This is a genomic window from Micromonospora sp. NPDC049836 (genome assembly GCF_044465125.1).
Taxonomy (GTDB): domain Bacteria; phylum Actinomycetota; class Actinomycetes; order Mycobacteriales; family Micromonosporaceae; genus Micromonospora.
In genome coordinates this window covers 330,480-350,131 of record NZ_JBITLH010000005.1, presented here as the reverse complement: position 1 = coordinate 350,131, position 19,652 = coordinate 330,480, and the positions used below count along the sequence as shown (strand labels likewise).

30 protein-coding genes are annotated in these 19,652 nt (G+C 70.6%); 1 reads left to right on the top strand and 29 read right to left on the bottom strand.

What is annotated here, in order from left to right; all coding sequences use genetic code 11:
• Window positions 1-295 precede the first annotated feature (295 nt).
• Window positions 296-1,972 (bottom strand): ABC-F family ATP-binding cassette domain-containing protein, encoded by a 1,677-nt coding sequence (locus ACIBPB_RS16345; protein WP_396840392.1) that lies wholly within the window; start codon window positions 1,970-1,972, stop codon window positions 296-298.
• A gap of 41 nt (window positions 1,973-2,013) precedes the next feature.
• Entirely contained in the window at window positions 2,014-2,619 is a 606-nt protein-coding gene (locus ACIBPB_RS16340) for a methyltransferase (protein ID WP_357314268.1), read from the bottom strand.
• 127 nt (window positions 2,620-2,746) lie between these two features.
• On the opposite strand from ACIBPB_RS16340, the gene ACIBPB_RS16335 reads away from it, so the two are divergent.
• On the top strand, window positions 2,747-3,940 hold the full coding sequence (locus ACIBPB_RS16335) for a hypothetical protein (RefSeq protein ID WP_396840391.1): 1,194 nt from the start codon (window positions 2,747-2,749) through the stop codon (window positions 3,938-3,940).
• A gap of 114 nt (window positions 3,941-4,054) precedes the next feature.
• Here ACIBPB_RS16335 and truA read toward each other — a convergent pair whose 3' ends face one another.
• The 27 genes from truA to rplV form a co-directional block, all read right to left on the bottom strand.
• Window positions 4,055-4,888 carry a tRNA pseudouridine(38-40) synthase TruA gene (truA, locus tag ACIBPB_RS16330; protein ID WP_396840390.1) on the bottom strand — a complete coding sequence of 278 codons (834 nt, stop codon included), beginning with the start codon at window positions 4,886-4,888 and terminating at the stop codon, window positions 4,055-4,057.
• A 74-nt stretch (window positions 4,889-4,962) separates the two neighbouring features.
• Window positions 4,963-5,526, bottom strand: coding sequence for a 50S ribosomal protein L17 (gene rplQ / locus ACIBPB_RS16325; RefSeq protein ID WP_396840389.1), 564 nt, complete (start codon window positions 5,524-5,526; stop codon window positions 4,963-4,965).
• A gap of 34 nt (window positions 5,527-5,560) precedes the next feature.
• Complete coding sequence (locus ACIBPB_RS16320; RefSeq protein WP_007073009.1) at window positions 5,561-6,583, bottom strand: DNA-directed RNA polymerase subunit alpha; 1,023 nt, start codon at window positions 6,581-6,583, stop codon at window positions 5,561-5,563.
• A gap of 93 nt (window positions 6,584-6,676) precedes the next feature.
• Window positions 6,677-7,303: a 30S ribosomal protein S4 gene (rpsD, locus tag ACIBPB_RS16315; RefSeq protein ID WP_396840388.1), complete on the bottom strand. Its 627-nt coding sequence runs from the start codon at window positions 7,301-7,303 to the stop codon at window positions 6,677-6,679.
• A 14-nt stretch (window positions 7,304-7,317) separates the two neighbouring features.
• The gene (rpsK, locus tag ACIBPB_RS16310; RefSeq protein ID WP_014440747.1) at window positions 7,318-7,725 is read right to left on the bottom strand and encodes a 30S ribosomal protein S11; all 408 of its coding nucleotides are present in this window, start codon (window positions 7,723-7,725) and stop codon (window positions 7,318-7,320) included.
• Between the two features lie 86 nt (window positions 7,726-7,811).
• Window positions 7,812-8,192 carry a 30S ribosomal protein S13 gene (gene rpsM / locus ACIBPB_RS16305; RefSeq protein ID WP_222956328.1) on the bottom strand — a complete coding sequence of 127 codons (381 nt, stop codon included), beginning with the start codon at window positions 8,190-8,192 and terminating at the stop codon, window positions 7,812-7,814.
• Window positions 8,193-8,449: 257 nt separating this feature from the next.
• Window positions 8,450-8,563 (bottom strand): 50S ribosomal protein L36, encoded by a 114-nt coding sequence (gene rpmJ / locus ACIBPB_RS16300; RefSeq protein ID WP_012184307.1) that lies wholly within the window; start codon window positions 8,561-8,563, stop codon window positions 8,450-8,452.
• A gap of 91 nt (window positions 8,564-8,654) precedes the next feature.
• Window positions 8,655-8,876 carry a translation initiation factor IF-1 gene (gene infA, locus ACIBPB_RS16295; protein ID WP_007073013.1) on the bottom strand — a complete coding sequence of 74 codons (222 nt, stop codon included), beginning with the start codon at window positions 8,874-8,876 and terminating at the stop codon, window positions 8,655-8,657.
• A gap of 271 nt (window positions 8,877-9,147) precedes the next feature.
• On the bottom strand, window positions 9,148-9,723 hold the full coding sequence (locus ACIBPB_RS16290; protein ID WP_396840387.1) for a DUF1707 domain-containing protein: 576 nt from the start codon (window positions 9,721-9,723) through the stop codon (window positions 9,148-9,150).
• A gap of 204 nt (window positions 9,724-9,927) precedes the next feature.
• The gene (gene map / locus ACIBPB_RS16285) at window positions 9,928-10,779 is read right to left on the bottom strand and encodes a type I methionyl aminopeptidase (protein ID WP_396840386.1); all 852 of its coding nucleotides are present in this window, start codon (window positions 10,777-10,779) and stop codon (window positions 9,928-9,930) included.
• A 90-nt stretch (window positions 10,780-10,869) separates the two neighbouring features.
• Window positions 10,870-11,523, bottom strand: coding sequence for an adenylate kinase (locus ACIBPB_RS16280; RefSeq protein ID WP_357314285.1), 654 nt, complete (start codon window positions 11,521-11,523; stop codon window positions 10,870-10,872).
• Window positions 11,524-12,852, bottom strand: a complete 1,329-nt coding sequence (gene secY / locus ACIBPB_RS16275) for a preprotein translocase subunit SecY (RefSeq protein WP_396840385.1) — start codon at window positions 12,850-12,852, stop codon at window positions 11,524-11,526.
• 233 nt (window positions 12,853-13,085) lie between these two features.
• Window positions 13,086-13,529 (bottom strand): 50S ribosomal protein L15, encoded by a 444-nt coding sequence (gene rplO / locus ACIBPB_RS16270; protein WP_396840384.1) that lies wholly within the window; start codon window positions 13,527-13,529, stop codon window positions 13,086-13,088.
• Window positions 13,529-13,711 carry a 50S ribosomal protein L30 gene (gene rpmD, locus ACIBPB_RS16265; RefSeq protein ID WP_013473693.1) on the bottom strand — a complete coding sequence of 61 codons (183 nt, stop codon included), beginning with the start codon at window positions 13,709-13,711 and terminating at the stop codon, window positions 13,529-13,531. The genes rplO and rpmD overlap by 1 nt, the downstream gene beginning before the upstream one ends.
• The gene (gene rpsE / locus ACIBPB_RS16260) at window positions 13,711-14,325 is read right to left on the bottom strand and encodes a 30S ribosomal protein S5 (RefSeq protein WP_120780907.1); all 615 of its coding nucleotides are present in this window, start codon (window positions 14,323-14,325) and stop codon (window positions 13,711-13,713) included. The genes rpmD and rpsE overlap by 1 nt, the downstream gene beginning before the upstream one ends.
• Window positions 14,326-14,358: 33 nt before the next feature.
• Window positions 14,359-14,748, bottom strand: a complete 390-nt coding sequence (rplR, locus tag ACIBPB_RS16255) for a 50S ribosomal protein L18 (protein WP_396840382.1) — start codon at window positions 14,746-14,748, stop codon at window positions 14,359-14,361.
• On the bottom strand, window positions 14,745-15,287 hold the full coding sequence (gene rplF / locus ACIBPB_RS16250; protein ID WP_357314295.1) for a 50S ribosomal protein L6: 543 nt from the start codon (window positions 15,285-15,287) through the stop codon (window positions 14,745-14,747). The genes rplR and rplF overlap by 4 nt, the downstream gene beginning before the upstream one ends.
• 16 nt (window positions 15,288-15,303) lie before the next feature.
• Window positions 15,304-15,711, bottom strand: coding sequence for a 30S ribosomal protein S8 (gene rpsH / locus ACIBPB_RS16245; RefSeq protein ID WP_013288624.1), 408 nt, complete (start codon window positions 15,709-15,711; stop codon window positions 15,304-15,306).
• A gap of 96 nt (window positions 15,712-15,807) precedes the next feature.
• A complete protein-coding gene (locus tag ACIBPB_RS16240; protein ID WP_007073023.1) occupies window positions 15,808-15,993 on the bottom strand; it encodes a type Z 30S ribosomal protein S14 in 186 nt (61 codons plus the stop codon).
• Between the two features lies 1 nt (window position 15,994).
• Window positions 15,995-16,564 (bottom strand): 50S ribosomal protein L5, encoded by a 570-nt coding sequence (gene rplE, locus ACIBPB_RS16235; protein WP_357314297.1) that lies wholly within the window; start codon window positions 16,562-16,564, stop codon window positions 15,995-15,997.
• Window positions 16,564-16,884: a 50S ribosomal protein L24 gene (gene rplX, locus ACIBPB_RS16230; RefSeq protein WP_357314299.1), complete on the bottom strand. Its 321-nt coding sequence runs from the start codon at window positions 16,882-16,884 to the stop codon at window positions 16,564-16,566. Before rplX ends, rplE begins: the two co-directional genes overlap by 1 nt.
• Window positions 16,881-17,249 carry a 50S ribosomal protein L14 gene (rplN, locus tag ACIBPB_RS16225; protein ID WP_007465279.1) on the bottom strand — a complete coding sequence of 123 codons (369 nt, stop codon included), beginning with the start codon at window positions 17,247-17,249 and terminating at the stop codon, window positions 16,881-16,883. Before rplN ends, rplX begins: the two co-directional genes overlap by 4 nt.
• 98 nt (window positions 17,250-17,347) lie before the next feature.
• A complete protein-coding gene (gene rpsQ, locus ACIBPB_RS16220) occupies window positions 17,348-17,629 on the bottom strand; it encodes a 30S ribosomal protein S17 (RefSeq protein ID WP_357314303.1) in 282 nt (93 codons plus the stop codon).
• Window positions 17,626-17,862 (bottom strand): 50S ribosomal protein L29, encoded by a 237-nt coding sequence (gene rpmC / locus ACIBPB_RS16215; RefSeq protein WP_007073028.1) that lies wholly within the window; start codon window positions 17,860-17,862, stop codon window positions 17,626-17,628. The genes rpsQ and rpmC overlap by 4 nt, the downstream gene beginning before the upstream one ends.
• Window positions 17,862-18,287 (bottom strand): 50S ribosomal protein L16, encoded by a 426-nt coding sequence (gene rplP, locus ACIBPB_RS16210; protein WP_073834927.1) that lies wholly within the window; start codon window positions 18,285-18,287, stop codon window positions 17,862-17,864. Before rplP ends, rpmC begins: the two co-directional genes overlap by 1 nt.
• Window positions 18,288-18,290: 3 nt before the next feature.
• Complete coding sequence (gene rpsC, locus ACIBPB_RS16205) at window positions 18,291-19,178, bottom strand: 30S ribosomal protein S3 (protein ID WP_396840380.1); 888 nt, start codon at window positions 19,176-19,178, stop codon at window positions 18,291-18,293.
• Window positions 19,178-19,651 (bottom strand): 50S ribosomal protein L22, encoded by a 474-nt coding sequence (gene rplV / locus ACIBPB_RS16200; RefSeq protein WP_396840379.1) that lies wholly within the window; start codon window positions 19,649-19,651, stop codon window positions 19,178-19,180. Before rplV ends, rpsC begins: the two co-directional genes overlap by 1 nt.
• Window position 19,652 lies beyond the last annotated feature (1 nt).

Here is a 19,652-nt window from a genome sequence, read left to right as displayed (position 1 = left end):
GCCGCCCGCCACCAGGTCACCGCTCGAGCCCGCGGGCCGGCCCGGCTCGCCGGCTGAGCCGTCCCCGACATCAGGTCCGTAGCGACGCCGACAGGGCCTCGGCGGCGACCAGCACCACGCCCCACGACGACCAGCGCCACGCCCCGCGACGACCAGCGCCACGCCCCGCGACGACCAGCGCCACGCCCGGCGGCGACGCCGCGGCGGAGGCGCACCGAACGCCGGCGGGACCCGACCCCGCCGCCAGAACCCCACCCGCCGCCGGCGCGGAACCGGTCGACGAGCGCGCCGTCGGTCAGCGGACGTCCCAGACCGGCTCGGGCGTCTCGACCACCTCTCCGTCGCCGCGGAACAGCACGAACCGGTCGAACGAGCGGGTGAACCAGCGGTCGTGGGTCACCGCGACCACCGTCCCGTCGAAGGCCGCGAGTCCGGCTTCGAGCGCCTCGGCGGAGGCCAGGTCGAGGTTGTCGGTCGGCTCGTCGAGCAGCAGCAGGGTCGCCCCGGACAGCTCCAGCAGCAGCACCAGGAAGCGCGCCTGCTGCCCGCCGGAGAGCGTGCCGAAGCGCTGGTCGCCCTGGCCGGCCAGCTCGTACCGGGACAGCGCCGCCATGGCCGCGTGCCGGTCCATCCCGGCCCGGTGCTCGTCGCCCCGCCACAGGATGTCGACCAGCGTCCTGGCCATCAGCTCCGGCCGGTCGTGGGTCTGGGAGAAGTGGCCGGGCCGGACCCGGGCGCCGAGGCGGATCATCCCGTCGTGCGCGACGGGCGCCAGCTTCGCGGCCTCGGCCGGCACGCTGGCCGGGTCGGGGTCGGTGCCGCCGCGGGCCAGCAGCCGCAGGAAATGCGACTTTCCGGTCCCGTTGGCGCCGAGCACCGCCACCCGGTCGCCGTACCAGAGTTCCAGGTCGAAGGGGTAGGTCAGGCCGTCGAGTTCGAGCTGCTCGGCGATGACCGCGCGCTTCCCGGTCCGCCCGCCGCTCAGCCGCATCCGGATGTCCTGGTCCTTCGGGGGTACGGGCGGCGGCCCGGCCTCCTCGAACTTGCGCAACCGGGTCTGCGCGGCCTGGTAGCGGGAGGCCATGCCGTCGTTGTACGCGGCCTTCTGCTTGTACATGAGCATCAGCTCGCGCAGCTTCTGGTGCTCCTCGTCCCAGCGGCGACGCAGCTCGTCGAGGCGGGCGTGCCGGGCGACCCGCGCGGAGTGCCAGCTCGCGAAGCCACCCGGGTGCACCCAGGCGCTGCCGCCCTCGACGGCGACCACCCGGTCGGCGGTCTGTGCCAGCAGTTCCCGGTCGTGCGAGACGTAGAGCACGGACTTGCCGGACTCGCGCAGCCGGCCCTCCAGCCAGCGCTTGCCGGGCACGTCGAGGAAGTTGTCCGGCTCGTCGAGCAGCAGCACCTCGTCGGGGCCGCGGAGCAGCAGTTCCAGCGCGAACCGCTTCTGCTGGCCGCCGGAGAGGGTCCGCACCGGGCGGTCCCGGGCGGCGTCCCAGGGCAGGTCGAGCACGATGGTGGCCACCGTGTCGAAGAGCACCTCGACGTCGTACCCGCCGGCTTCGCCCCAGGCGGCCAGCGCGTCCGCGTACGCCAGTTGGGCCTTGCCGGCGGCGCTGCTGTACTTGCCGCGGACCTCGGCCGCCCGCATGGCCGCCTCGGTCTCGGCGAGCCGGCGGCCGGCGTCGCGCAGCGCCGGCGGGGCGAGCGACAGCGCCAGGTCGGCGAGGGTCGACTCGTCCCCGATCATGCCGATGAACTGGCGCATCACGCCGAGCCCGCCGGAGCGGGCGATGGCGCCGGTAGGCACCGGCAGGTCGCCGGCGACCATCCGCAGCAGGGTGGTCTTGCCGGCGCCGTTGGGGCCGACGAGGGCCACCTTGGCGCCCTCACCGACCCGGAACGACACCTCGGCGAAGAGCTCCCGGCCGTCCGGGAGGGTGTGCCCGACCCCTGCCACGTCCACGTATCCCACGCCGGCATCCTGCCCGAGAGGCGGGGGCGGGCGACACTCGTTTACCGGGTGACCCGCAGCACCCGGAAGCCCTTCTGGCTGGCGTGCCGGGCCACCTGCCAGCCCTGGTCGGTCAGCCAGCGGTGCAGCGAGTCGCCGCCGAGGTTCTTCGCGACGACCAGCCACGCCACCCCGTCCGGGGCGAGCCGGGGCAGCCAGTGCCGGAGCAGGTCGTGCAGCTCGGACTTGCCGATGTGGATGGGCGGGTTGGACCAGATCTGGGCGAAGGTGACCTCGGCCGGTACGTCGTCCGGAGCGACCGCCCGGACCCGCTCGGCCGCGCCCACCCGGGCGGCGTTCGCGGCGGTGAGTTGCCGGGCCCGCTCGTTGACGTCGACCGCCCAGACCGTGGCGGCCGGCGCGCTGGCGGCCAGGACGCAGGTGATGGGGCCGAAGCCGGAGCCGATGTCGAGCAGCGGACCGGTGACGTCGGGCGCCGGCAGCGGGGCCTTGCGCAGCAGGACGGCGGTGCCGGGGTCGAGCCGGGCGGCGGAGAAGACCCCGCTGGCGGAGGCGAGGGTGTAGTCCCGCCCCGCCACGGAGAACTCGACCTCGCGCGGCTGGACGGCGCTCGTGGGCTGCGCGGTGAAGTAGTGGTCGCCGGTCACGCCGGGAATTGTCGCACCGGCGTGGATGGGCGTCGGCGACGGTGTGCTGAACCGGGTCGGACGCCACTCCGCCCAGATTTCCCGATATTACCCTCGAAAGGGACAATCGACCCCTACTGTGTCTCACATGGTGTATCGGTACGAGTCCGATGAGGACGCCTTCCTGGAGTACCCGGGGTCCGGGCCGGACCCGTCCGCGCCGGCCGCCGCGCCACCGCCGCCGGCGGGCCCCTCGCCGTCCCGCTTCCCCACCCCGTCGCTGCCGCCGGCCCGGGTCGCCCGACCGCCCGTCGACACGGCCCCAGCCCCGGCGCCGGCCCCGGCCCCGGCCCCGGCTCCGCTGCCCGCGCCGGCCCCGCCACCGGTTCCGGCTCCCTCGCCGGCCCCCGTGCCGGGCCGGCTCGAGCCGGACGCCCCCCGGGCCACCGCACCGCCCGCCGCCGTGCCACGCCCGGCGCCGGCCGCGATCTTCCGGACGACCGAACCGCTGGACCTGTCCCGCCCCAGCCGGGCGGAGCGCAGGCGCGGCGGGGGGCGGGCCTGGCAGGCCCTGATCGGTGGCGCCGCCGTCCTGATGCTGCTCGCCCTCGGCGGGCTGGCCGTCGCCGCGCTGCTCGACGAGCGCACCGGCACGCCGCAGGCCGGCACGCCCAGCGGGCAGCCGGTGGTGGAGCAGTCCGCCGCGGCCGACGGGACGGACCTGGACTCCCGGGACACCGACCAGCTGGCGCTCACCGTCAAGGAGGTCTTCCCCGGCAAGAAGCTGGTGGTCGCCGACGGTCAGCCCGCGTACCCGGTGCTCAAGACCCATTCCAGCGGCAGCTGCGGGGTCGCGGTGACCGGGGAGATCGCCGACCTGCTCACCCGGCTCGGCTGCAACCAGGTGGTCCGGGCGACCCTGCGCTCCCCCGACGGCGATCACCTGCTCACCGCCGGGCTGTTCAACCTCACCGACGTGGCCAGCGCGCAGCGCGCCCGGGACCGGATCCGGCAACTGCTCGACGAACGGCAGGGCCGGTTCCGAGGCATGGCCGCCGACGAAGACACCGAGGCCGTGGCGAAGGCCGCCGCCCGCATCGGCTGGCAGGTACGCGGCCACTACATCGCGTACTGCCTGGTCACCCGCGCCGACGGGAAGAAGATCGCGGCCACCGACAGCCGGACCCGCGAGATCCTGTACGACATGATCGAGGTCTACCTGAACCGGGGCGTGCTGGAACGCCGGGCCAACGGCGGGGTGGCCAACCAGCCCACCGACACCACCTCGGACGGTCCCGCCGGCCAGGACGGCACCGACGACCGGAACTCCTCGGACAACTGACCGACCACCCGACGGCCCGCCGTTTCCCCGTCCCGGGGCGGCGGGCCGTCCGGCGTCCGGGCTCGCTCCCGGGGGGGGTCGGCGGCCAGAAGATCCCGGCGCCGGGGTGGGGTGTCAGCCTTCGGCGACGGGGACGCGGAGCCGGCGGGTGAGGTCGGCGCGGCGGGCGTACTCGGCCGGGTCGTCGGGGTAGCCGACCGCCACCAGAGCCAGCCCGTGCGCGGGCGCCACGGTCACCTCGCTGGACCGCTCCCGGCGGCTCAGCAGGCCCGCCGGCCACTCCACCGGCCGGCGGCCGTCCCCGGCCACCAGCATGGCGCCGACCAGGCTGCGCACCATGTTCTGGCAGAACGCGTCGGCCTGCACGGTGGCGACCAGGATGCCGTCCGGGTCGCGCCGCCAGTCCAGCCGGGTCACCTCGCGCAGCGTGGTGGCGTTCTCCTTGCGCCGGCAGTACGCGGCGAAGTCGTGCTCCCCCACCAGGCCGGCCGCGGCGGCGTTCAGCGCCGCCAGATCGAGCGGCTTCGGCCAGGCGAGGGTGTCGGTACGGCGCAGCGGCTCGGCGCCCCACGGGGCGTCGGTCACCCGGTACTCGTAGCGGCGGAAGGTCGCCGAGAAACGGGCGTCGAAGTCGGCCGGCACCTCGGTCATCGCGCGCACCCGCACGTCGGGCGGGAGGAGCCGGGCCAGCCGGCGCAGCAGCCGCCCGTCGTGCTGCCGCCACACCTCGGTGGGCAGGTCGAGATGGCAGACCTGCCCGGTGGCGTGCACGCCGGCGTCGGTCCGGCCGGCCACGGTCAGCCCGGTGGCGGTGCCGGTGCCGAGGACCAGGTCCAGGGTCGCCATCAGCACCCCGGCGACGGTGCGCCGGGTGGGCTGGGGCGCCCAGCCGGAGAAGTCGGTGCCGTCGTAGGAGACGTCCAGCCGCAGCCGGGTCCGCTCGTCCACCTCGTACCTCCCGTTCACGCCGTCGGGCCCGGCACCCCAGGAAGGGATGCCGGGCCCGACGATGCTGCCTGTGCTCAGGCCTTGTCGTTCTCGGTGGCCTCGTCGTCGTCCTCGCGCGCCTGGGCGGTGTCGCCAGTGGCCGAGACCGGCGCCTCGGCGTCCTGGTCGGCGACCTCGCTGGAGCGCGGGGTCTCCTCGGCCGGGGCCAGGGCCTCGACCTTGTCCTGCTGGGCGGACTTGCGGGCGGCGGTCTTCTTGTTCGCCTTCGGCTCGGCGACCTGAAGCTCCTCCACCAGCTCGATGATCGCCATCGGAGCGGCGTCACCCTTGCGCGGACCGGTCTTCACGATCCGGGTGTAGCCACCGTTGCGGTTGGCGTACCGGGGCGCGATCTGGTCGAACAGGGCGTAGACCACGTCCTTGTCCTTGACGACGCCCAGCACCCGGCGGCGCGAGGCGAGGTCGCCGCGCTTGGCCTTGGTGATGAGCTGCTCGGCCAGCGGACGCAGCCGCCGGGCCTTCGTCTCGGTGGTCTGGATCTTGCCGTGCTGGAACAGCGCGGTGGCCAGGTTGGCCAGCATCAGCCGCTCGTGCGCGGGGCTGCCGCCGAGGCGGGGGCCCTTGGTGGGCGTGGGCATGCTTGGTGCTCCTCAGGTGTGGCGGCAGCGCGGACTAGAGCTGCTCGGTCTCGCGGTAGTCGTCGGTGTCGTAGTCGGCCTCGCCGAAGGCGTCCACGACGTGCGCCGGGTCGAAGTTCGGAGCCGAGTCCTTCAGCCCCAGGCCCATCCCGGCGAGCTTCATCTTGACCTCGTCGATCGACTTCTGACCGAAGTTGCGGATGTCGAGGAGGTCGGCCTCGGTACGCCCGATCAGCTCACCAACGGAGTTGATGCCCTCGCGCTTGAGGCAGTTGTAGGAGCGGACGGTCAGGTCCAGCTCCTCGATCGGCAGAGCCAGGTCCGCGGCCAGCTGGGCGTCCTGCGGGGACGGCCCGATGTCGATGCCCTCGGCGGTCTCGTCCAGCTCACGGGCCAGCCCGAACAGCTCCACCAGCGTCGAACCGGCGGAGGCCAGCGCGGTACGCGGGCCCATCGACGGCTTGGTCTCGACGTCGATGATCAGCCGGTCGAAGTCGGTCCGCTGCTCGACACGGGTCGCCTCGACGCGGTAGGTGACCTTGAGCACCGGCGAGTAGATCGAGTCGACCGGGATCCGGCCGATCTCGGCGCCCGCCTGCTTGTTCTGTGCCGCCGTGACGTAGCCCCGACCCCGCTCGACGGTCAGCTCCATGTCGAGCCGGCCCTTGCCGTTGAGGGTGGCGAGCTTCAGGTCCGGGTTGTGCACCGAGACGCCGGCCGGGGGCTGGATGTCACCGGCGGTCACGTCGCCCGGGCCCTGCTTGCGCAGGTACATGCTGACCGGCTCGTCGTGCTCGGAGCTGACGCACAGCTCCTTGATGTTCATGACGAGCTCGACCACGTCCTCCTTGACCCCGGGGATGGTGGTGAACTCGTGCAGGACACCGTCGATCTTGATCGAGGTGACGGCCGCACCCGGGATGGAGGACAGCAGCGTACGCCGCAGCGAGTTGCCGAGCGTGTAGCCGAAGCCGGGCTCCAGCGGCTCGATGGTGAACCGGGACCGGGTCTCGTTGATCGACTCTTCGGAGAGAGACGGTCGCTGGCTGATGAGCATTTTTTCTCTTCTCTTCCGGGGCGCCCGCCATATGACGCCCGACGAAACTGTTCCGGTGGCCCGCCCCGGAGGGCGGGCCACCGCAACGAGCCCTTACTTGGAGTAGAGCTCGACGATCAGCTGCTCCTGGACCTGGGTGTCGATCACCTGGCGGGCCGGGAGCGAGTGCACGAGGATCTTCATCTGGCTGGGGATGGCCTCGAGCCACGCCGGAACGGTCTTGGAGCCGGCCTCGGCCTGCGCGACGATGAACGGGGTGAGCTCCTTGCTCTTGCCCCGGACCTCGACGATGTCGTGCTCCTTGACGCGGTACGACGGGATGTCGACCTTCTTGCCGTTCACCGTGAAGTGACCGTGCTTGACCAGCTGACGGGCCATGTCCCGGGACTTGGCGTAGCCGGCCCGGTAGACCACGTTGTCCAGCCGCGACTCGAGGATCTGGAGCAGAACCTCGCCCGTCTTGGCCTTCTTGCCCACGGCCTCTTCGTAGTAGCCGCGGAACTGCTTCTCCAGCACGCCGTAGACACGACGGGCCTTCTGCTTCTCACGGAGCTGGAGCAGGTACTCCGTCTCCTTGGTGCGGCCGCGGCCGTGCTGCCCGGGCGGGAACGGCCGGGACTCGAACGGGCACTTCGGGCCATCGCACTTGCTGCCCTTGAGGAACAGCTTCATCTTCTCCCGCCGGCAACGGCGGCAGTCAGCACCGGTGTAACGAGCCATCTCTCTCTAACCTCTCAGACCCGGCGACGCTTCGGCGGACGGCACCCGTTGTGCGGCTGCGGCGTGACGTCGGAAATCTGCCCGACCTCGAGACCGGCGGCCTGCAACGAACGGATGGCGGTCTCCCGGCCGGAGCCGGGACCCTTGACGAACACGTCGACCTTGCGCATGCCGTGCTCCATCGCCCGACGCGCGGCGGCCTCGGCGGCCAGCTGCGCGGCGAACGGAGTCGACTTGCGGGAGCCCTTGAAGCCCACCTGGCCGGAGGAGGCCCAGGAGATGACCGCACCGGTCGGGTCCGTGATGGACACGATGGTGTTGTTGAAGGTGCTCTTGATGTGCGCCTGCCCGTGGGCGACGTTCTTGCGTTCCTTGCGCCGGACCTTCTTGACGGCGGCTCCGGCACGAGCCTTCGGTGGCATAAGTCTGTGCGCTCCTAGTTGACTTTCCGGACCGGGTTGCGGCCTCGCCCACCTCGGCGGTGGCCGACCCGTCATCCGGTTAAGAACTACTTCTTGCCGGGCTTCTTCTTGCCGGCGACGGTCCGCTTCGGGCCCTTCCGGGTCCGCGCGTTGGTCTTGGTGCGCTGACCACGCACGGGCAGACCGCGGCGGTGCCGGATACCGGCGTAGCAGCCGATCTCGACCTTGCGGCGGATGTCAGCGGCGACCTCGCGGCGCAGGTCGCCTTCAACCTTGTAGTTGGCCTCGATGTGGTTCCGGAGCTCGACGAGCTCCTCGTCCGTGAGGTCCCGAACGCGCTTGTCCGGCGAGATGCCGGTCGCGGAGAGCGTCTCCAGGGCGCGGGTGCGACCGACCCCGAAGATGTAGGTGAGCGCGATCTCCATCCGCTTCTCGCGGGGGAGATCCACGCCGACTAGACGTGCCATGTGCGGGCGTACTCCTCGTGATGTTGTGACGGAGGTGTGGACCCGTCCCACCCCGCTACCGACCGTCCCTGTCCTTCCGGCGTCATGCCGGCGACCGGGAGCGGTCGCTGCCCGAGCAGGCCCCGGCCTCCGACCGGGGGTCAACCACGAGGGAGTACGCGCTGCGTACCGCTCGCGGCTGGGACGAGCTGATGATGTGTTCGAGGGATCCGCGACCGGGACCGATCCGACCGGCCGTCACGGCCGGTGGGACTGGTTCAGCCCTGGCGCTGCTTGTGGCGCGGGTCGGTGCAGATGACCATGACCCGGCCGTGCCGGCGGATAACCCGGCACTTGTTGCAGATCCTCTTGACGCTCGGCTTGACCTTCACGGTTGCCTTACTTCCCATCTGGCCCGGGGACGCGCGCTACGCGACACCGGACGTCGAAGACGGACACGGGACTTCCCGGCCGTCGTCAGGACTACTTGTAGCGGTAGACGATGCGCCCGCGGGTCAGGTCGTACGGCGAGAGTTCGACGACGACCCGGTCCTCCGGAAGGATGCGGATGTAGTGCTGCCGCATCTTGCCGCTGATGTGAGCCAACACCTTGTGGCCGTTCGCGAGCTCCACCCGGAACATGGCGTTCGGCAGGGGCTCGATGACCCGACCCTCGATCTCAATGGCTCCGTCTTTTTTCGGCATGTCCTCCGCTGTCCTGACGTCGATTGCTCCGGGCGGCCCACAACGTCTTACACGGACGCACTGATCAAGATCAGGACATCCGCGCCAGCCGCGGCTCCAGCTCCCACCGAAGCGCTGGGCGGGCATGCCGGAGTGGACGCTGTGCGCCGATCTGAAAGTGTACGCCCGCCTGCGCGCCGTCGCCAAACCGGCCGCGGGCCGAGTCACCCGCGGGAGGAAATTCGGCGAGCCGGACGCGCCGCTGTGACGTCGACCACCGCCGCCGAGCGGCTCAGGCCCGGCCCCGCCGGCGCCGGTCCCGACCCCGGTAGCGCCGCGCATCCCGCCCCGGCCCGGACCCGTGCACGCCGCCGATCAGGCCGACCCACTGCATCAGCAGCAGGGCTCCCCACGGCCCGAGCACCCAGGCGGGCCAGAAGTTCCCGAAGTCCCGGGCACCGAGTGAGCTCAACAGCCAGATCGGCACCAGCACCGCCGCCACCCGCAGCCAGGACATCCAGAGCCCCAGCAGGTGGGACCCGCGCCGTGGGCCGGCCGACGGCCGCACCGGCGCTGCGTCCGGTGGCGTGGGCGCTGGCGCCGACGCGGCGGCCGGGTGCGGCGGGGCGGCCGCCGTGGGGCTGGGCGCCGGCGGGGCGGGCACCACCGCGGACCGCTCGACCGGCGTCGTCCCGGGCAGGTCGACCAGCACCTCGTCCAGCTCGGCGTAGGTCTTCGCACCGTACGTCCGGCCCAGCCGCTCGTCGTACTCGTGCAGGCTCAGCCGCCCCTCCTCGAGGGCCACCCGGAGCCGCTCCGCCGTCGCCTCGCGGTCGGCGTCGGCCGCCCGCATCCCGCTCCGCTCCATGCCGGCAAGAATGCCACCCGTACGCCACCGCGTGGTAACGCCGGTCTCCCCCACCCCGCCGAGACGTCGGTGTCCGCGCGGTCGCCCCGAATCGCCGCCAGGCCGATGGCCGCCCGCGATACCCCTGGGCCGCCCGGGCTGCGCCAGCACCGGACGGCGGACCGGACAGCCAGCGCACCCGACCTGTTCGGGCGATCCCCGGGGTCAGGCCGCTGGCGAGTTCGCCGGTTCGCGGGAGGTGACCAGGTCGCCGAGCCGGGCCCGGCCGCCGTCCTCGGCGGTCAGCACCCAGACGCCGTCGGCCAGCAACGCCATCGAGTGCTCGACGTGCGCCGCCATCGACCTGTCCCGGGTCACCACGGTCCAGCCGTCGGCCAGCTCCACGGTGCGCGGCGAGCCCATCGTGATCATCGGCTCGATGGCCAGCGCCAGGCCGGGCACCAGCCGGGGACCCTTGCCGGGACGACCGTGGTTGAGCACGTGCGGATCCTGGTGCATCTCGGTGCCGATGCCGTGCCCGCCGTAGCCGTCGACGATGCCGTACCGGCCACCCTTGCGGACCGCGTTCTCCACCGCGTGGGAGATGTCGGTGAGCCGGCCCTTGCCGCTGGCGGCGCCCCGGGCGGCGGCGGCGATGCCGGCCCACATGGCGTCCTCGGCCACCGCGGCCATCTTCAGCAGGGCCGGGTCGACCTCGCCGACGCCGACCGTGATCGCCGCGTCGCCGTGCCAGCCGTTCAGCACCGCGCCGCAGTCGATCGAGATCAGGTCCCCCTCGCGGAGCACCTGTGCCGACGACGGGATCGCGTGCACCACCTGCTCGTTGACGGACGAGCAGATCGACGCCGGGAAGCCGTGGTAGCCCTTGAACGAGGGGACGGCGCCGGCCTCCCGGATGGTCGACTCGGCGATCGCGTCCAGGTCGGCGGTGCTGACCCCGGGGGCGACCGCCTCCCGCATCCGGCGCAGCGCGCGGGCGACCACCAGACCGGCGGCCCGCATCAGCTCGATCTGCTCGGGGGTCTTCAGCTGGATGTCCAGCTGGGGACGACGCATGGAGCCGTTACCTTTCGTCGCGCGGAACAGCGGGGCACGTCGCACGTACCCCGCTGTTCGCACTCTATCCGCCGGACCGCCGGCGGGACGTCAGCCGCCGTACGAGCGCAGGGCGTCGATGGCGCGGACGGTGACGTCCTCCACCGGCCCGGTCGCGTCGATGCCGACCAGCTTGCCCTGGGCGCCGTAGTAGTCCACCAGCGGCGCGGTCTTGTCGGCGTACTCGCGCAGCCGGGCCGCGATGGTCTCCGGCTTGTCGTCGTCCCGCTGGAACAGCTCCGCGCCGCAGCGGTCGCAGACGCCGTCCTGCTTCGTGGCGTCGAACTCGACGTGCCAGATCTTGCCGCAGCCCCGGCAGGTACGCCGGCCGGAGAGCCGCCGGATCACCTCGTCGTCGTCGACGACCAGCTCCAGCACCAGATCCAGCGCGGTGCCCAGGTCGGCGAGGAGCTTGTCCAGCGCGGCGGCCTGCGGCGTGGTCCGCGGGAAGCCGTCGAGGAGGAAGCCCTCGCTGGCGTCCGGCTCGGCGAGCCGGTCCCGCACCATGTTGATGGTGACCTCGTCCGGGACCAGCTTGCCCGCGTCCATGTACCGCTTCGCCTCGACCCCCAGGGGCGTGCCCTGGGAGACGTTGGCCCGGAAGATGTCACCGGTCGAGATCTTCGGCACCGAGAGGTGGGCGGCGATGAACTCCGCCTGTGTGCCCTTGCCCGCGCCCGGCGGGCCAACCAGAACGAGTCGCATCTACCGCAGGAACCCTTCGTAGTTCCGCTGCATGAGTTGGCTCTCGATCTGCTTAACGGTCTCCAGACCGACGCCGACCATGATGAGCACAGCGGTGCCGCCGAACGGGAAGTTCTGGAACTGCTGGTTGTCGAGCCAGATGAAGAAGAAGTTCGGCAGGATCGCGACGATGCCCAGGTAGAGCGCGCCCGGCAGGGTGATCCGGCTGAGGATGAAGTCGAGGTACTCGGCGGTCGGCTTGCCGGGGCGGATGCCCGGCACGAAACCGCCGTACTTCTTCATGTTGTCCGCGACCTCGGTCGGGTTGAACGTGATCGACACGTAGAAGTACGTGAAGAAGATGATCAGCAGGAAGTAGATCGCGATGTGCTCCGGCGCGCTCGCCTTCACGATGTGGTTCGAGATCCAGGCCTGGGTCTTCCCCGGGTTGTTCTGGTCGAAGAACTGAAGGATGAGCGTCGGCAGGTAGAGCAGCGACGAGGCGAAGATGACCGGGATGACGCCGGCCTGGTTCACCTTGAGCGGGATGTAGGTGGAGGTGCCGCCGTACATCCGCCGGCCGATCATGCGCTTGGCGTACTGCACCGGGATGCGGCGCTGCGCCTGCTCGATGAAGGTGACCGCGGTGATGACCACGAGGACCAGGACGATGACGAGGAGGAACATCCCCCAGCCCTTGGTGGTCTTGATCTTCCAGCCCTCGCTGGGGAGCCGGGCCGCGATCGAGGTGAAGATCAGCACGGACATGCCGTTGCCGACGCCGCGGTCGGTGATCAGCTCGCCCAGCCACATGACCACGCCGGTGCCGGCGGTCATCGTCATGACCAGGATCGTCAGGGTCAGCCAGTTCGGGATGCCGGTGCCCTCGGGCACGATCGGGAACTGGTCGCAGCGGTTCTGGAAGAGCTGCCCGGAGCGGGCCAGCGCCACGAACGCCGAGGACTGGAGGATGCCCAGGCCCAGGGTCAGGTACCGGGTGTACTGGGTGATCTTCGCCTGGCCGGCCTGGCCCTCCTTGCGGAGCTGCTCCAGCCGCGGGATGACCACCGTCAGCAGCTGCAGGATGATCGACGCGGTGATGTAGGGCATGATGCCCAGCGCGAAGACCGAGAGCTGCAGCAGCGCGCCACCGGAGAAGAGGTCCAGCAGGCCGAGGACGCCGGTGCCGTTCCCCTGGATGGCGTCGAGGCACTTCTGCACGTTGCCGTACGAGACGCCGGGGCTGGGCAGCGTGGCGCCGAGCCGGTAGACCGCGATGATGCCTACTGTGAACAGCAGCTTCTTGCGCAGGTCAGGCGTACGGAACGCACTGAGAAAGGCGGACAGCAACTTCTTCCTCCTGCGCGAGGCGGGCCGCCGGTGGTGGTCCCTGGCGGGGCGGGGTGGGTGCCGGGCGAGCGCCCGATATCCATAGCTGGGAAGGGACTCTAACAGCCCGATCCCGGTCGGGGCAGATGCGCCCGGCTACATAAACCGAATCCAATGTTACCCGGCGCACACCGGGCTGGTAGACCATGGCGCCCGCCCAGTTGCGGACAACTGAGCGGGCGCCATGACATGCCTTACAGCTCGGTGACCGAGCCACCGGCGGCAGTGATCTTCTCCTTGGCCGACGCGCTGAACGCGTGCGCCGACACCTGGAGCGTCACACCGCCGAGGTCGCCGGTGCCGAGCACCTTGACCGGCTGGCCCTTGCGGACCGCGCCGGCCTCGACCAGCTCGACCGGGCCGACCTGGCCGCCGTTCGGGAAGAGCTCGGCGAGCCGGTCCAGGTTGACCACCTGGAAGACGACCTTGAACTTGTTCTTGAAGCCCTTGAGCTTCGGCAGGCGCATGTGGATGGGCATCTGCCCACCCTCGAACGCCGCCGAGATGTTCTTCCGGGCCTTCGAACCCTTGGTACCGCGACCGGCGGTCTTGCCCTTCGAGCCCTCACCGCGACCCACGCGGGTCTTCTCGGTCTTGGCCCCGGGCGCCGGACGCAGGTGGTGGACCTTGATCGTCATTACTCGACCTCCTCGACCTTCACGAGGTGGTTGACCGTGAAGATCATGCCCCGGATCTCCGGACGATCCTCCTTGACCACCACGTCGTTGATCCGCTTGAGACCGAGCGAACGCAGCGAGTCACGCTGGTTCTTCTTGGTCCCGATCTCGGATCGGACCTGGGTGACCTTCAGACGCGCCATCAGGACGCCACCCCCGCCCGCGACGCCAGCATGGCGGCCGGCGCGACGTCCTCGACCGGCAGGCCACGACGGGCCGCGACCGCCTCCGGCGACTCGAGCGCCTTCAGGGCCGCCACCGTGGCGTGCACGATGTTGATCGGGTTGGACGAGCCGAGGCTCTTGGAGAGCACGTCGTGGATGCCCGCGCACTCCAGCACGGCGCGGACCGGGCCACCGGCGATGACGCCCGTACCGGCGGAGGCCGGCTTGAGCAGCACCACACCGGCCGCGTCCTCACCCTGCACCGGGTGCGGGATCGACTGACCGATCCGCGGCACCTTGAAGAAGTGCTTCTTGGCCTCCTCGACACCCTTGGCGATCGCCGCGGGCACCTCCTTGGCCTTTCCGTAGCCCACGCCGACGGTGCCGTCGCCGTCGCCCACGATCACCAGGGCGGTGAAGCTGAAGCGACGACCACCCTTCACGACCTTGGCGACGCGGTTGATCGCGACGACCCGCTCGAGGTGCGGGGTCTTCTCGACGGGCGCGTTTCCGCGGCCGCCCTCACGGCGGTTGTCGCGGCGACCACCCTCGTTGCCACCGGACCCGCCGCCACGGCGCTGTTGACCTGGCATCAGCAGCCTTCCTTCTCTCTCGTGACGGGGTTTCTAGAACTCGAGCCCGGCTTCGCGGGCGGCGTCGGCAAGCGCGGCGACCCGCCCCGCGTACCGGTTGCCACCGCGGTCGAAGACGACCTTCGAGACGCCGGCGGCCTTGGCCCGGTCGGCGAGCAGAGCGCCGACCTTGCCGGCCAGGGCGCTCTTGTCGCCCTCGGAGCCGCGCAGCGAGGCGTCCATGGTCGAGGCCGACGCCAGGGTGTGACCCTTGGTGTCGTCCACGATCTGGGCGACGATGTGCCGCAGGGACCGGGTGACGACCAGGCGGGGACGCTCGGTGGTACCGCTGATGTTCTTGCGGACCCGGAAGTGCCGGCGCGCACGCCCGACGGCGCGCTTGGCGGCGACGCCGCGGCGGCGCTTGAGCAGCGTGGCGCTCACTTCTTACCTGCCTTTCCAGCCTTACGGCGGATGACCTCGCCCTGGTACTTGACGCCCTTGCCCTTGTAGGGCTCCGGCGGGCGGATCTTCCGGATGTTGGCGGCGACCTCGCCGACCTGCTGCTTGTCGATGCCGGCCACGTGGAACAGGGTCGGCCTCTCCACCGTGAAGGTGATGCCGTCCGGGGCGGGCACGAGCACCGGGTGCGAGAACCCGAGCGCGAACTCGAGGTCCTTGCCCTTGGCGGTCACCCGGTAACCGGTGCCGGCGATCTCCAGGCTCTTGCGGTAGCCCTCGGTGACCCCGACGATCATGTTGGCCACCAGCGTCCGGCTCAGGCCGTGCAGCTCCTTGGCCTTGCGCTCGTCGTTGGGCCGGTTGACGTGCAGCGCACCGTCCTCGCCCCGCTCCGCCTTGATCGGCTCGGCCAGTACGTGGCTCAGCTCGCCCTTCGGGCCCTTGACCTTGACGGTCTGGCCGTCGATCGTGATCTCGACGCCGGCGGGCACCGGGATCGACTTACGTCCAATTCGCGACATTTCTACCGTTCTCCCGTTACCAGACGAAGGCGAGGACTTCCCCGCCAACGCTCCGCTTGCGGGCCTGCCGGTCGGTGAGCAGCCCCTGGGACGTCGAAATGATCGCCACGCCCAGCCCGCCGAGCACCCGCGGGAGCCCGTCCGACTTGGCGTAAACCCGCAGACCGGGCTTGGACACGCGCTTGATGCCGGCCAGGCTCCGCTCCCGGTTCTGGCCGTACTTCAGCTCGACGACCAGTCGCTTGCCGACGGCGCCCTCCTCGGGCTCCTCGACCGACCAGGTGGCGATGTAACCCTCGGCCTTGAGGACCTCGGCGATGTTCGCCTTGATCTTCGAGTAGGGCATCGTCACCCGGTCGTGGTACGCCTGGTTGGCGTTGCGCAGACGCGTGAGCATGTCTGCGATCGGGTCGGTCATCGTCATGAAACTCGTCAACCTTTCTCGCCGGGGTTCCCCGGGCCAGGCCCGGGGCCTACGGCGAAGAGACAGTTCAGCTGACGCGCGGAGCGCGCCGGGCTATTACCAGGAAGCCTTGGACACGCCGGGCAGCTCACCGCGGTGGGCCATCTCCCGGATGCACACCCGGCAGAGACCGAACTTGCGGTAGACCGCCTTCGGACGCCCGCACCGCTGGCAGCGGGTGTACGCGCGAACCGAGAACTTCGGCTTCGCGGCCGCCTTGAGGATCAGCGCCTTCTTGGCCATCTCAGTTCTCCTTGAACGGGAAGCCCAGGAGCTTGAGCAGCGCCCGGCCCTCGTCGTCGGTCGTGGCGGTCGTGACCACCGTGATGTCCATGCCCCGCTGGCGATCGATCTTGTCCTGATCGATCTCGTGGAACACCGACTGCTCGGTCAGACCGAACGTGTAGTTGCCGTGCCCGTCGAGCTTGCGCCCGTCCAGGCCGCGGAAGTCGCGGATACGCGGCAGCGCGATGGACAGCAGCCGGTCCAGGAACTCCCACATCCGGTCGCCGCGCAGGGTGACCTTCGCGCCGATCGGCATGCCCTCGCGCAGCTTGAACTGCGCGATCGACTTGGTCGCCCGCCGCACCTGCGGCTTCTGGCCGGTGATGGTGGCCAGGTCGCGGACGGCGCCGTCGATGAGCTTGGCGTCCCGAGCGGCCTCGCCGACACCCATGTTGACGACGATCTTGACCAGCCGCGGCACCTGCATGGCGTTGCCGTACTGGTACTGCTCGCGCAGCTGGGCCACGATCTCGTTGCGGTACCGCTCCTTGAGGCGCGGCATGGTCTTGGTTTCGGTAGCCGTGGTCATCACAGGTCCTTACCGGTGCTACGCGCGATGCGGACCTTCTGGCCGTTGTCGTCGATCCGGTAACCGACACGGGTCGGCTTGCCGTCGGAGTCCACGACCATCACGTTCGAGACGTGGATCGGGGCCTCCTGGGTGACGATGCCACCGGTCTTGGCGCCACGCTGGGTGGTGCTGATGCGGGTGTGCTTCTTGACCCGGTTCACGCCCTCGACCAGGATCTTGTCCTGCCGCGGGTAGGCCGCGATGACCTTGCCCTTGGCACCCTTGTCCTTGCCGGCGATGACGACGACCGTGTCGCCCTTCTTGACCTTCACGGTCACAACACCTCCGGCGCGAGAGAGATGATCTTCATGAACCGCTTGTCCCGCAGCTCACGACCCACCGGGCCGAAGATGCGGGTACCGCGCGGGTCCCCGCCGTCCTTGATGATGACGGCGGCGTTCTCGTCGAAGCGGATGTACGACCCGTCCGGCCGCCGCCTCTCCTTGGCGGTGCGAACGACGACCGCCTTGACGACGTCGCCCTTCTTCACACCGGCACCGGGGATCGCGTCCTTGACCGTGGCCACGATGACGTCGCCGATGCTCGCGTAGCGCCGACCGGAGCCACCGAGAACGCGGATGCACAGGATCTCCCGGGCACCCGTGTTGTCGGCGACGCGCAGTCGCGACTCCTGCTGAATCACGTCTATCTCCTATGTCTGCCGGTTCTCCGGCCGCCCGGGGGCGGCCGGAGCCTGGCGGAACCTGCGCCCGACCGATCCCGGCCGAGCTCGAGCCTTCGCTACTTGGCCTTCTCGAGGATCTCCACGAGCCGCCACCGCTTGGTGGCGGAGAGCGGCCGGGTCTCCATGATCAGGACCCGGTCGCCGATGCCGGCCGAGTTCTGCTCGTCGTGCACCTTCAGCTTGCGGGTCCGGCGCATGATCTTGCCGTACAGCGCGTGCTTGACCCGGTCCTCGACCTCGACCACGACGGTCTTGTCCATCTTGTCGCTGACCACGAGGCCCTCACGCACCTTGCGGCGGGCCCGCGCGGCGGCGGTAGTGGTGGTGTTCTCACTCATGATGCAGTCACCTCAGTCGGCGCGGCCGAGAGACCCAGCTCACGCTCACGCATGATCGTGTAGATCCGGGCGATCTCCCGACGGATGACCTGCAGCCGCCGGTTGTTGTCCAGCTGCCCGGTTGCGGCCTGCACGCGGAGGTTGAACAGCTCCGCCTTCGCCTCGCGCAGCTTCGTGACCAGCTCCTCCTCGGAGAGCTCACGCAGCTCGGAGGCCTTGACGCCCGCTGCCATCAGGATTCACCCACTTCGCGCGTAACAATGCGGCACTTCATCGGGAGCTTGTGGATCGCGCGACGCATCGCCTCTCGCGCGATCTGCTCGTTGGGGAAGGACATCTCGAAGAGGACCCGCCCCGGCTTGACGTTGGCGACCCACCACTCGGGCGAACCCTTACCGGAACCCATCCGGGTTTCCGCCGGCTTCTTGGTGAGGGCCTGGTCCGGGAAGATCGTGATCCAGACCTTGCCACCACGCTTGATGTGCCGGGTCATCGCGATACGCGCCGACTCGATCTGCCGGTTGGTCACGTACGCCGGCTCGAGAGCCTGGATCCCGAACTCGCCGAACACCACCCGGTTACCGCCCTTGGACGCGCCGTGGCGGTCCGGGTGGTGCGGCTTGCGGAAGCCCTTCGGGGGCTTGCGCGGCATCAGCATCTGTCAGCCCTCCTGCTGCGTTTCTGCCGGCTGGGTAGCCGCCGGAGCCGAGGCTGCCGCGGCGACCGCAGCGCCGTCGACCGGCTCACCGGCCGGCGTCTCCGCCTGCTGCGCGATGGTGGTCGCGGCAGCGCGGCCGGCCTCGGTGCCACCGGCGGTCGTACCGGACGAGCCCGACCGGCCACGGCGCGGCCGCTCCGGCCGGTCACCGCGGTCGCGGCGCGGGCCGCGCGACGGGGCGGCCTCGGCCTGGGCCTCACGGCCCGGGACGGCGTCGCCCTTGTAGATCCAGACCTTCACGCCGATCCGGCCGAAGGTGGTACGGGCCTCGAAGAAGCCGTACTCGATGTTGGCCCGCAGCGTGTGCAGCGGAACCCGGCCCTCGCGGTAGAACTCGGTCCGGCTCATCTCGGCGCCGCCGAGGCGACCCGAGACCTGGACCCGGATGCCCTTGCAGACCGGGTTCTTCATCGCGGACTGCATCGCCTTGCGCATGGCCCGACGGAAGCTGACCCGGCTGGACAGCTGCTCGGCGACGCCCTGGGCGACCAGCTGCGCGTCCGACTCGGGGCTCTTCACCTCGATGATGTTCAGCTGAACCTGCTTGCCGGTGAGCTTCTCCAGCTCGCCCCGGATCCGGTCGGCCTCCGCACCCTTCCGGCCGATGACGATGCCCGGCCGGGCGGTGTGGATGTCGACCCGGACCCGGTCCCGGGTGCGCTCGATGTCGACCTTGGAAATGCCCGCGCGCTCCAGGCCCTTGGACATCATCCGGCGGATCTTGACGTCCTCGCCGATGTAGTCCTTGTAGAGCTTGTCCGCGAACCAGCGGGACTTCCAGTCGGTCGAGATGCCGAGCCGGAACCCAGTGGGGTGAACCTTCTGACCCATTACTCGGCACCCTCCGTCGTGCTCTGCCCCTCAGCCGTCCCGGCCTGGTCGGCCGACTCGGCCTTCTTCGCCGGCGCGGCCTTCTTGGCCGACTTCTTCGGCGCGGCCGGCGCCACCGCCTCGACCGCCACGGTGATGTGGCAGGTCCGCTTGCGGATCCGGTACGCCCGGCCCTGCGCCCGCGGCCGGAACCGCTTCATCGTCGGGCCCTCGTCGACGAACGCCTCGCTGACGAGCAGCGCGTCGGGGTCCAGCCGCTCGTTGTTCTCCGCGTTGGCGATCGCGCTCGCGAGCACCTTGTACACCTGCTCGCTCGCAGCCTGCGGCGCGAACTGCAGCACCGTGAGCGCCTCCTTCGCGGGCAGGCCGCGGACGAGGTTGACCACCCGGCGCGCCTTCATCGGCGAGATGCGCACGTGCCGCGCAACCGCCCGCGCGCCCGGAAGCACCGGAGCGTCGCCCTTTACTGGCATC

Coding starts and splice junctions, on each gene's coding strand:
- rplP (WP_073834927.1), bottom strand. CDS start 18,287: ATGCTGATGCCGCGCAAGCCCCCGAAGGGCTTCCGCAAGCCGCACCAC.
- rplQ (WP_396840389.1), bottom strand. CDS start 5,526: ATGCCCACGCCCACCAAGGGCCCCCGCCTCGGCGGCAGCCCCGCGCAC.
- rpsQ (WP_357314303.1), bottom strand. CDS start 17,629: ATGAGTGAGAACACCACCACTACCGCCGCCGCGCGGGCCCGCCGCAAG.
- ACIBPB_RS16280 (WP_357314285.1), bottom strand. CDS start 11,523: ATGCGACTCGTTCTGGTTGGCCCGCCGGGCGCGGGCAAGGGCACACAG.
- ACIBPB_RS16240 (WP_007073023.1), bottom strand. CDS start 15,993: ATGGCCAAGAAGGCGCTGATCCTCAAGGCGGCCGCGAAGCCGAAGTTC.
- rpmD (WP_013473693.1), bottom strand. CDS start 13,711: ATGGCGCGTCTGAAGGTCACCCAGGTCCGATCCGAGATCGGGACCAAG.
- ACIBPB_RS16290 (WP_396840387.1), bottom strand. CDS start 9,723: ATGGAGCGGAGCGGGATGCGGGCGGCCGACGCCGACCGCGAGGCGACG.
- rpmC (WP_007073028.1), bottom strand. CDS start 17,862: ATGGCAGCGGGCGTCAAGGCCTCCGAGCTGCGTGAGCTCTCCGAGGAG.
- infA (WP_007073013.1), bottom strand. CDS start 8,876: ATGCCGAAAAAAGACGGAGCCATTGAGATCGAGGGTCGGGTCATCGAG.
- rpsM (WP_222956328.1), bottom strand. CDS start 8,192: ATGGCACGTCTAGTCGGCGTGGATCTCCCCCGCGAGAAGCGGATGGAG.
- rplF (WP_357314295.1), bottom strand. CDS start 15,287: ATGTCGCGAATTGGACGTAAGTCGATCCCGGTGCCCGCCGGCGTCGAG.
- rpsD (WP_396840388.1), bottom strand. CDS start 7,303: ATGGCTCGTTACACCGGTGCTGACTGCCGCCGTTGCCGGCGGGAGAAG.
- ACIBPB_RS16335 (WP_396840391.1), top strand. CDS start 2,747: ATGGTGTATCGGTACGAGTCCGATGAGGACGCCTTCCTGGAGTACCCG.
- rpsH (WP_013288624.1), bottom strand. CDS start 15,711: ATGACGATGACCGACCCGATCGCAGACATGCTCACGCGTCTGCGCAAC.
- rpsK (WP_014440747.1), bottom strand. CDS start 7,725: ATGCCACCGAAGGCTCGTGCCGGAGCCGCCGTCAAGAAGGTCCGGCGC.
- ACIBPB_RS16320 (WP_007073009.1), bottom strand. CDS start 6,583: ATGCTCATCAGCCAGCGACCGTCTCTCTCCGAAGAGTCGATCAACGAG.
- rplE (WP_357314297.1), bottom strand. CDS start 16,564: ATGACCACGGCTACCGAAACCAAGACCATGCCGCGCCTCAAGGAGCGG.
- rplO (WP_396840384.1), bottom strand. CDS start 13,529: ATGACGATCAAGGTCCACCACCTGCGTCCGGCGCCCGGGGCCAAGACC.
- map (WP_396840386.1), bottom strand. CDS start 10,779: ATGCGTCGTCCCCAGCTGGACATCCAGCTGAAGACCCCCGAGCAGATC.
- rpsC (WP_396840380.1), bottom strand. CDS start 19,178: ATGGGTCAGAAGGTTCACCCCACTGGGTTCCGGCTCGGCATCTCGACC.
- rplV (WP_396840379.1), bottom strand. CDS start 19,651: ATGCCAGTAAAGGGCGACGCTCCGGTGCTTCCGGGCGCGCGGGCGGTT.
- rpsE (WP_120780907.1), bottom strand. CDS start 14,325: ATGCCAGGTCAACAGCGCCGTGGCGGCGGGTCCGGTGGCAACGAGGGT.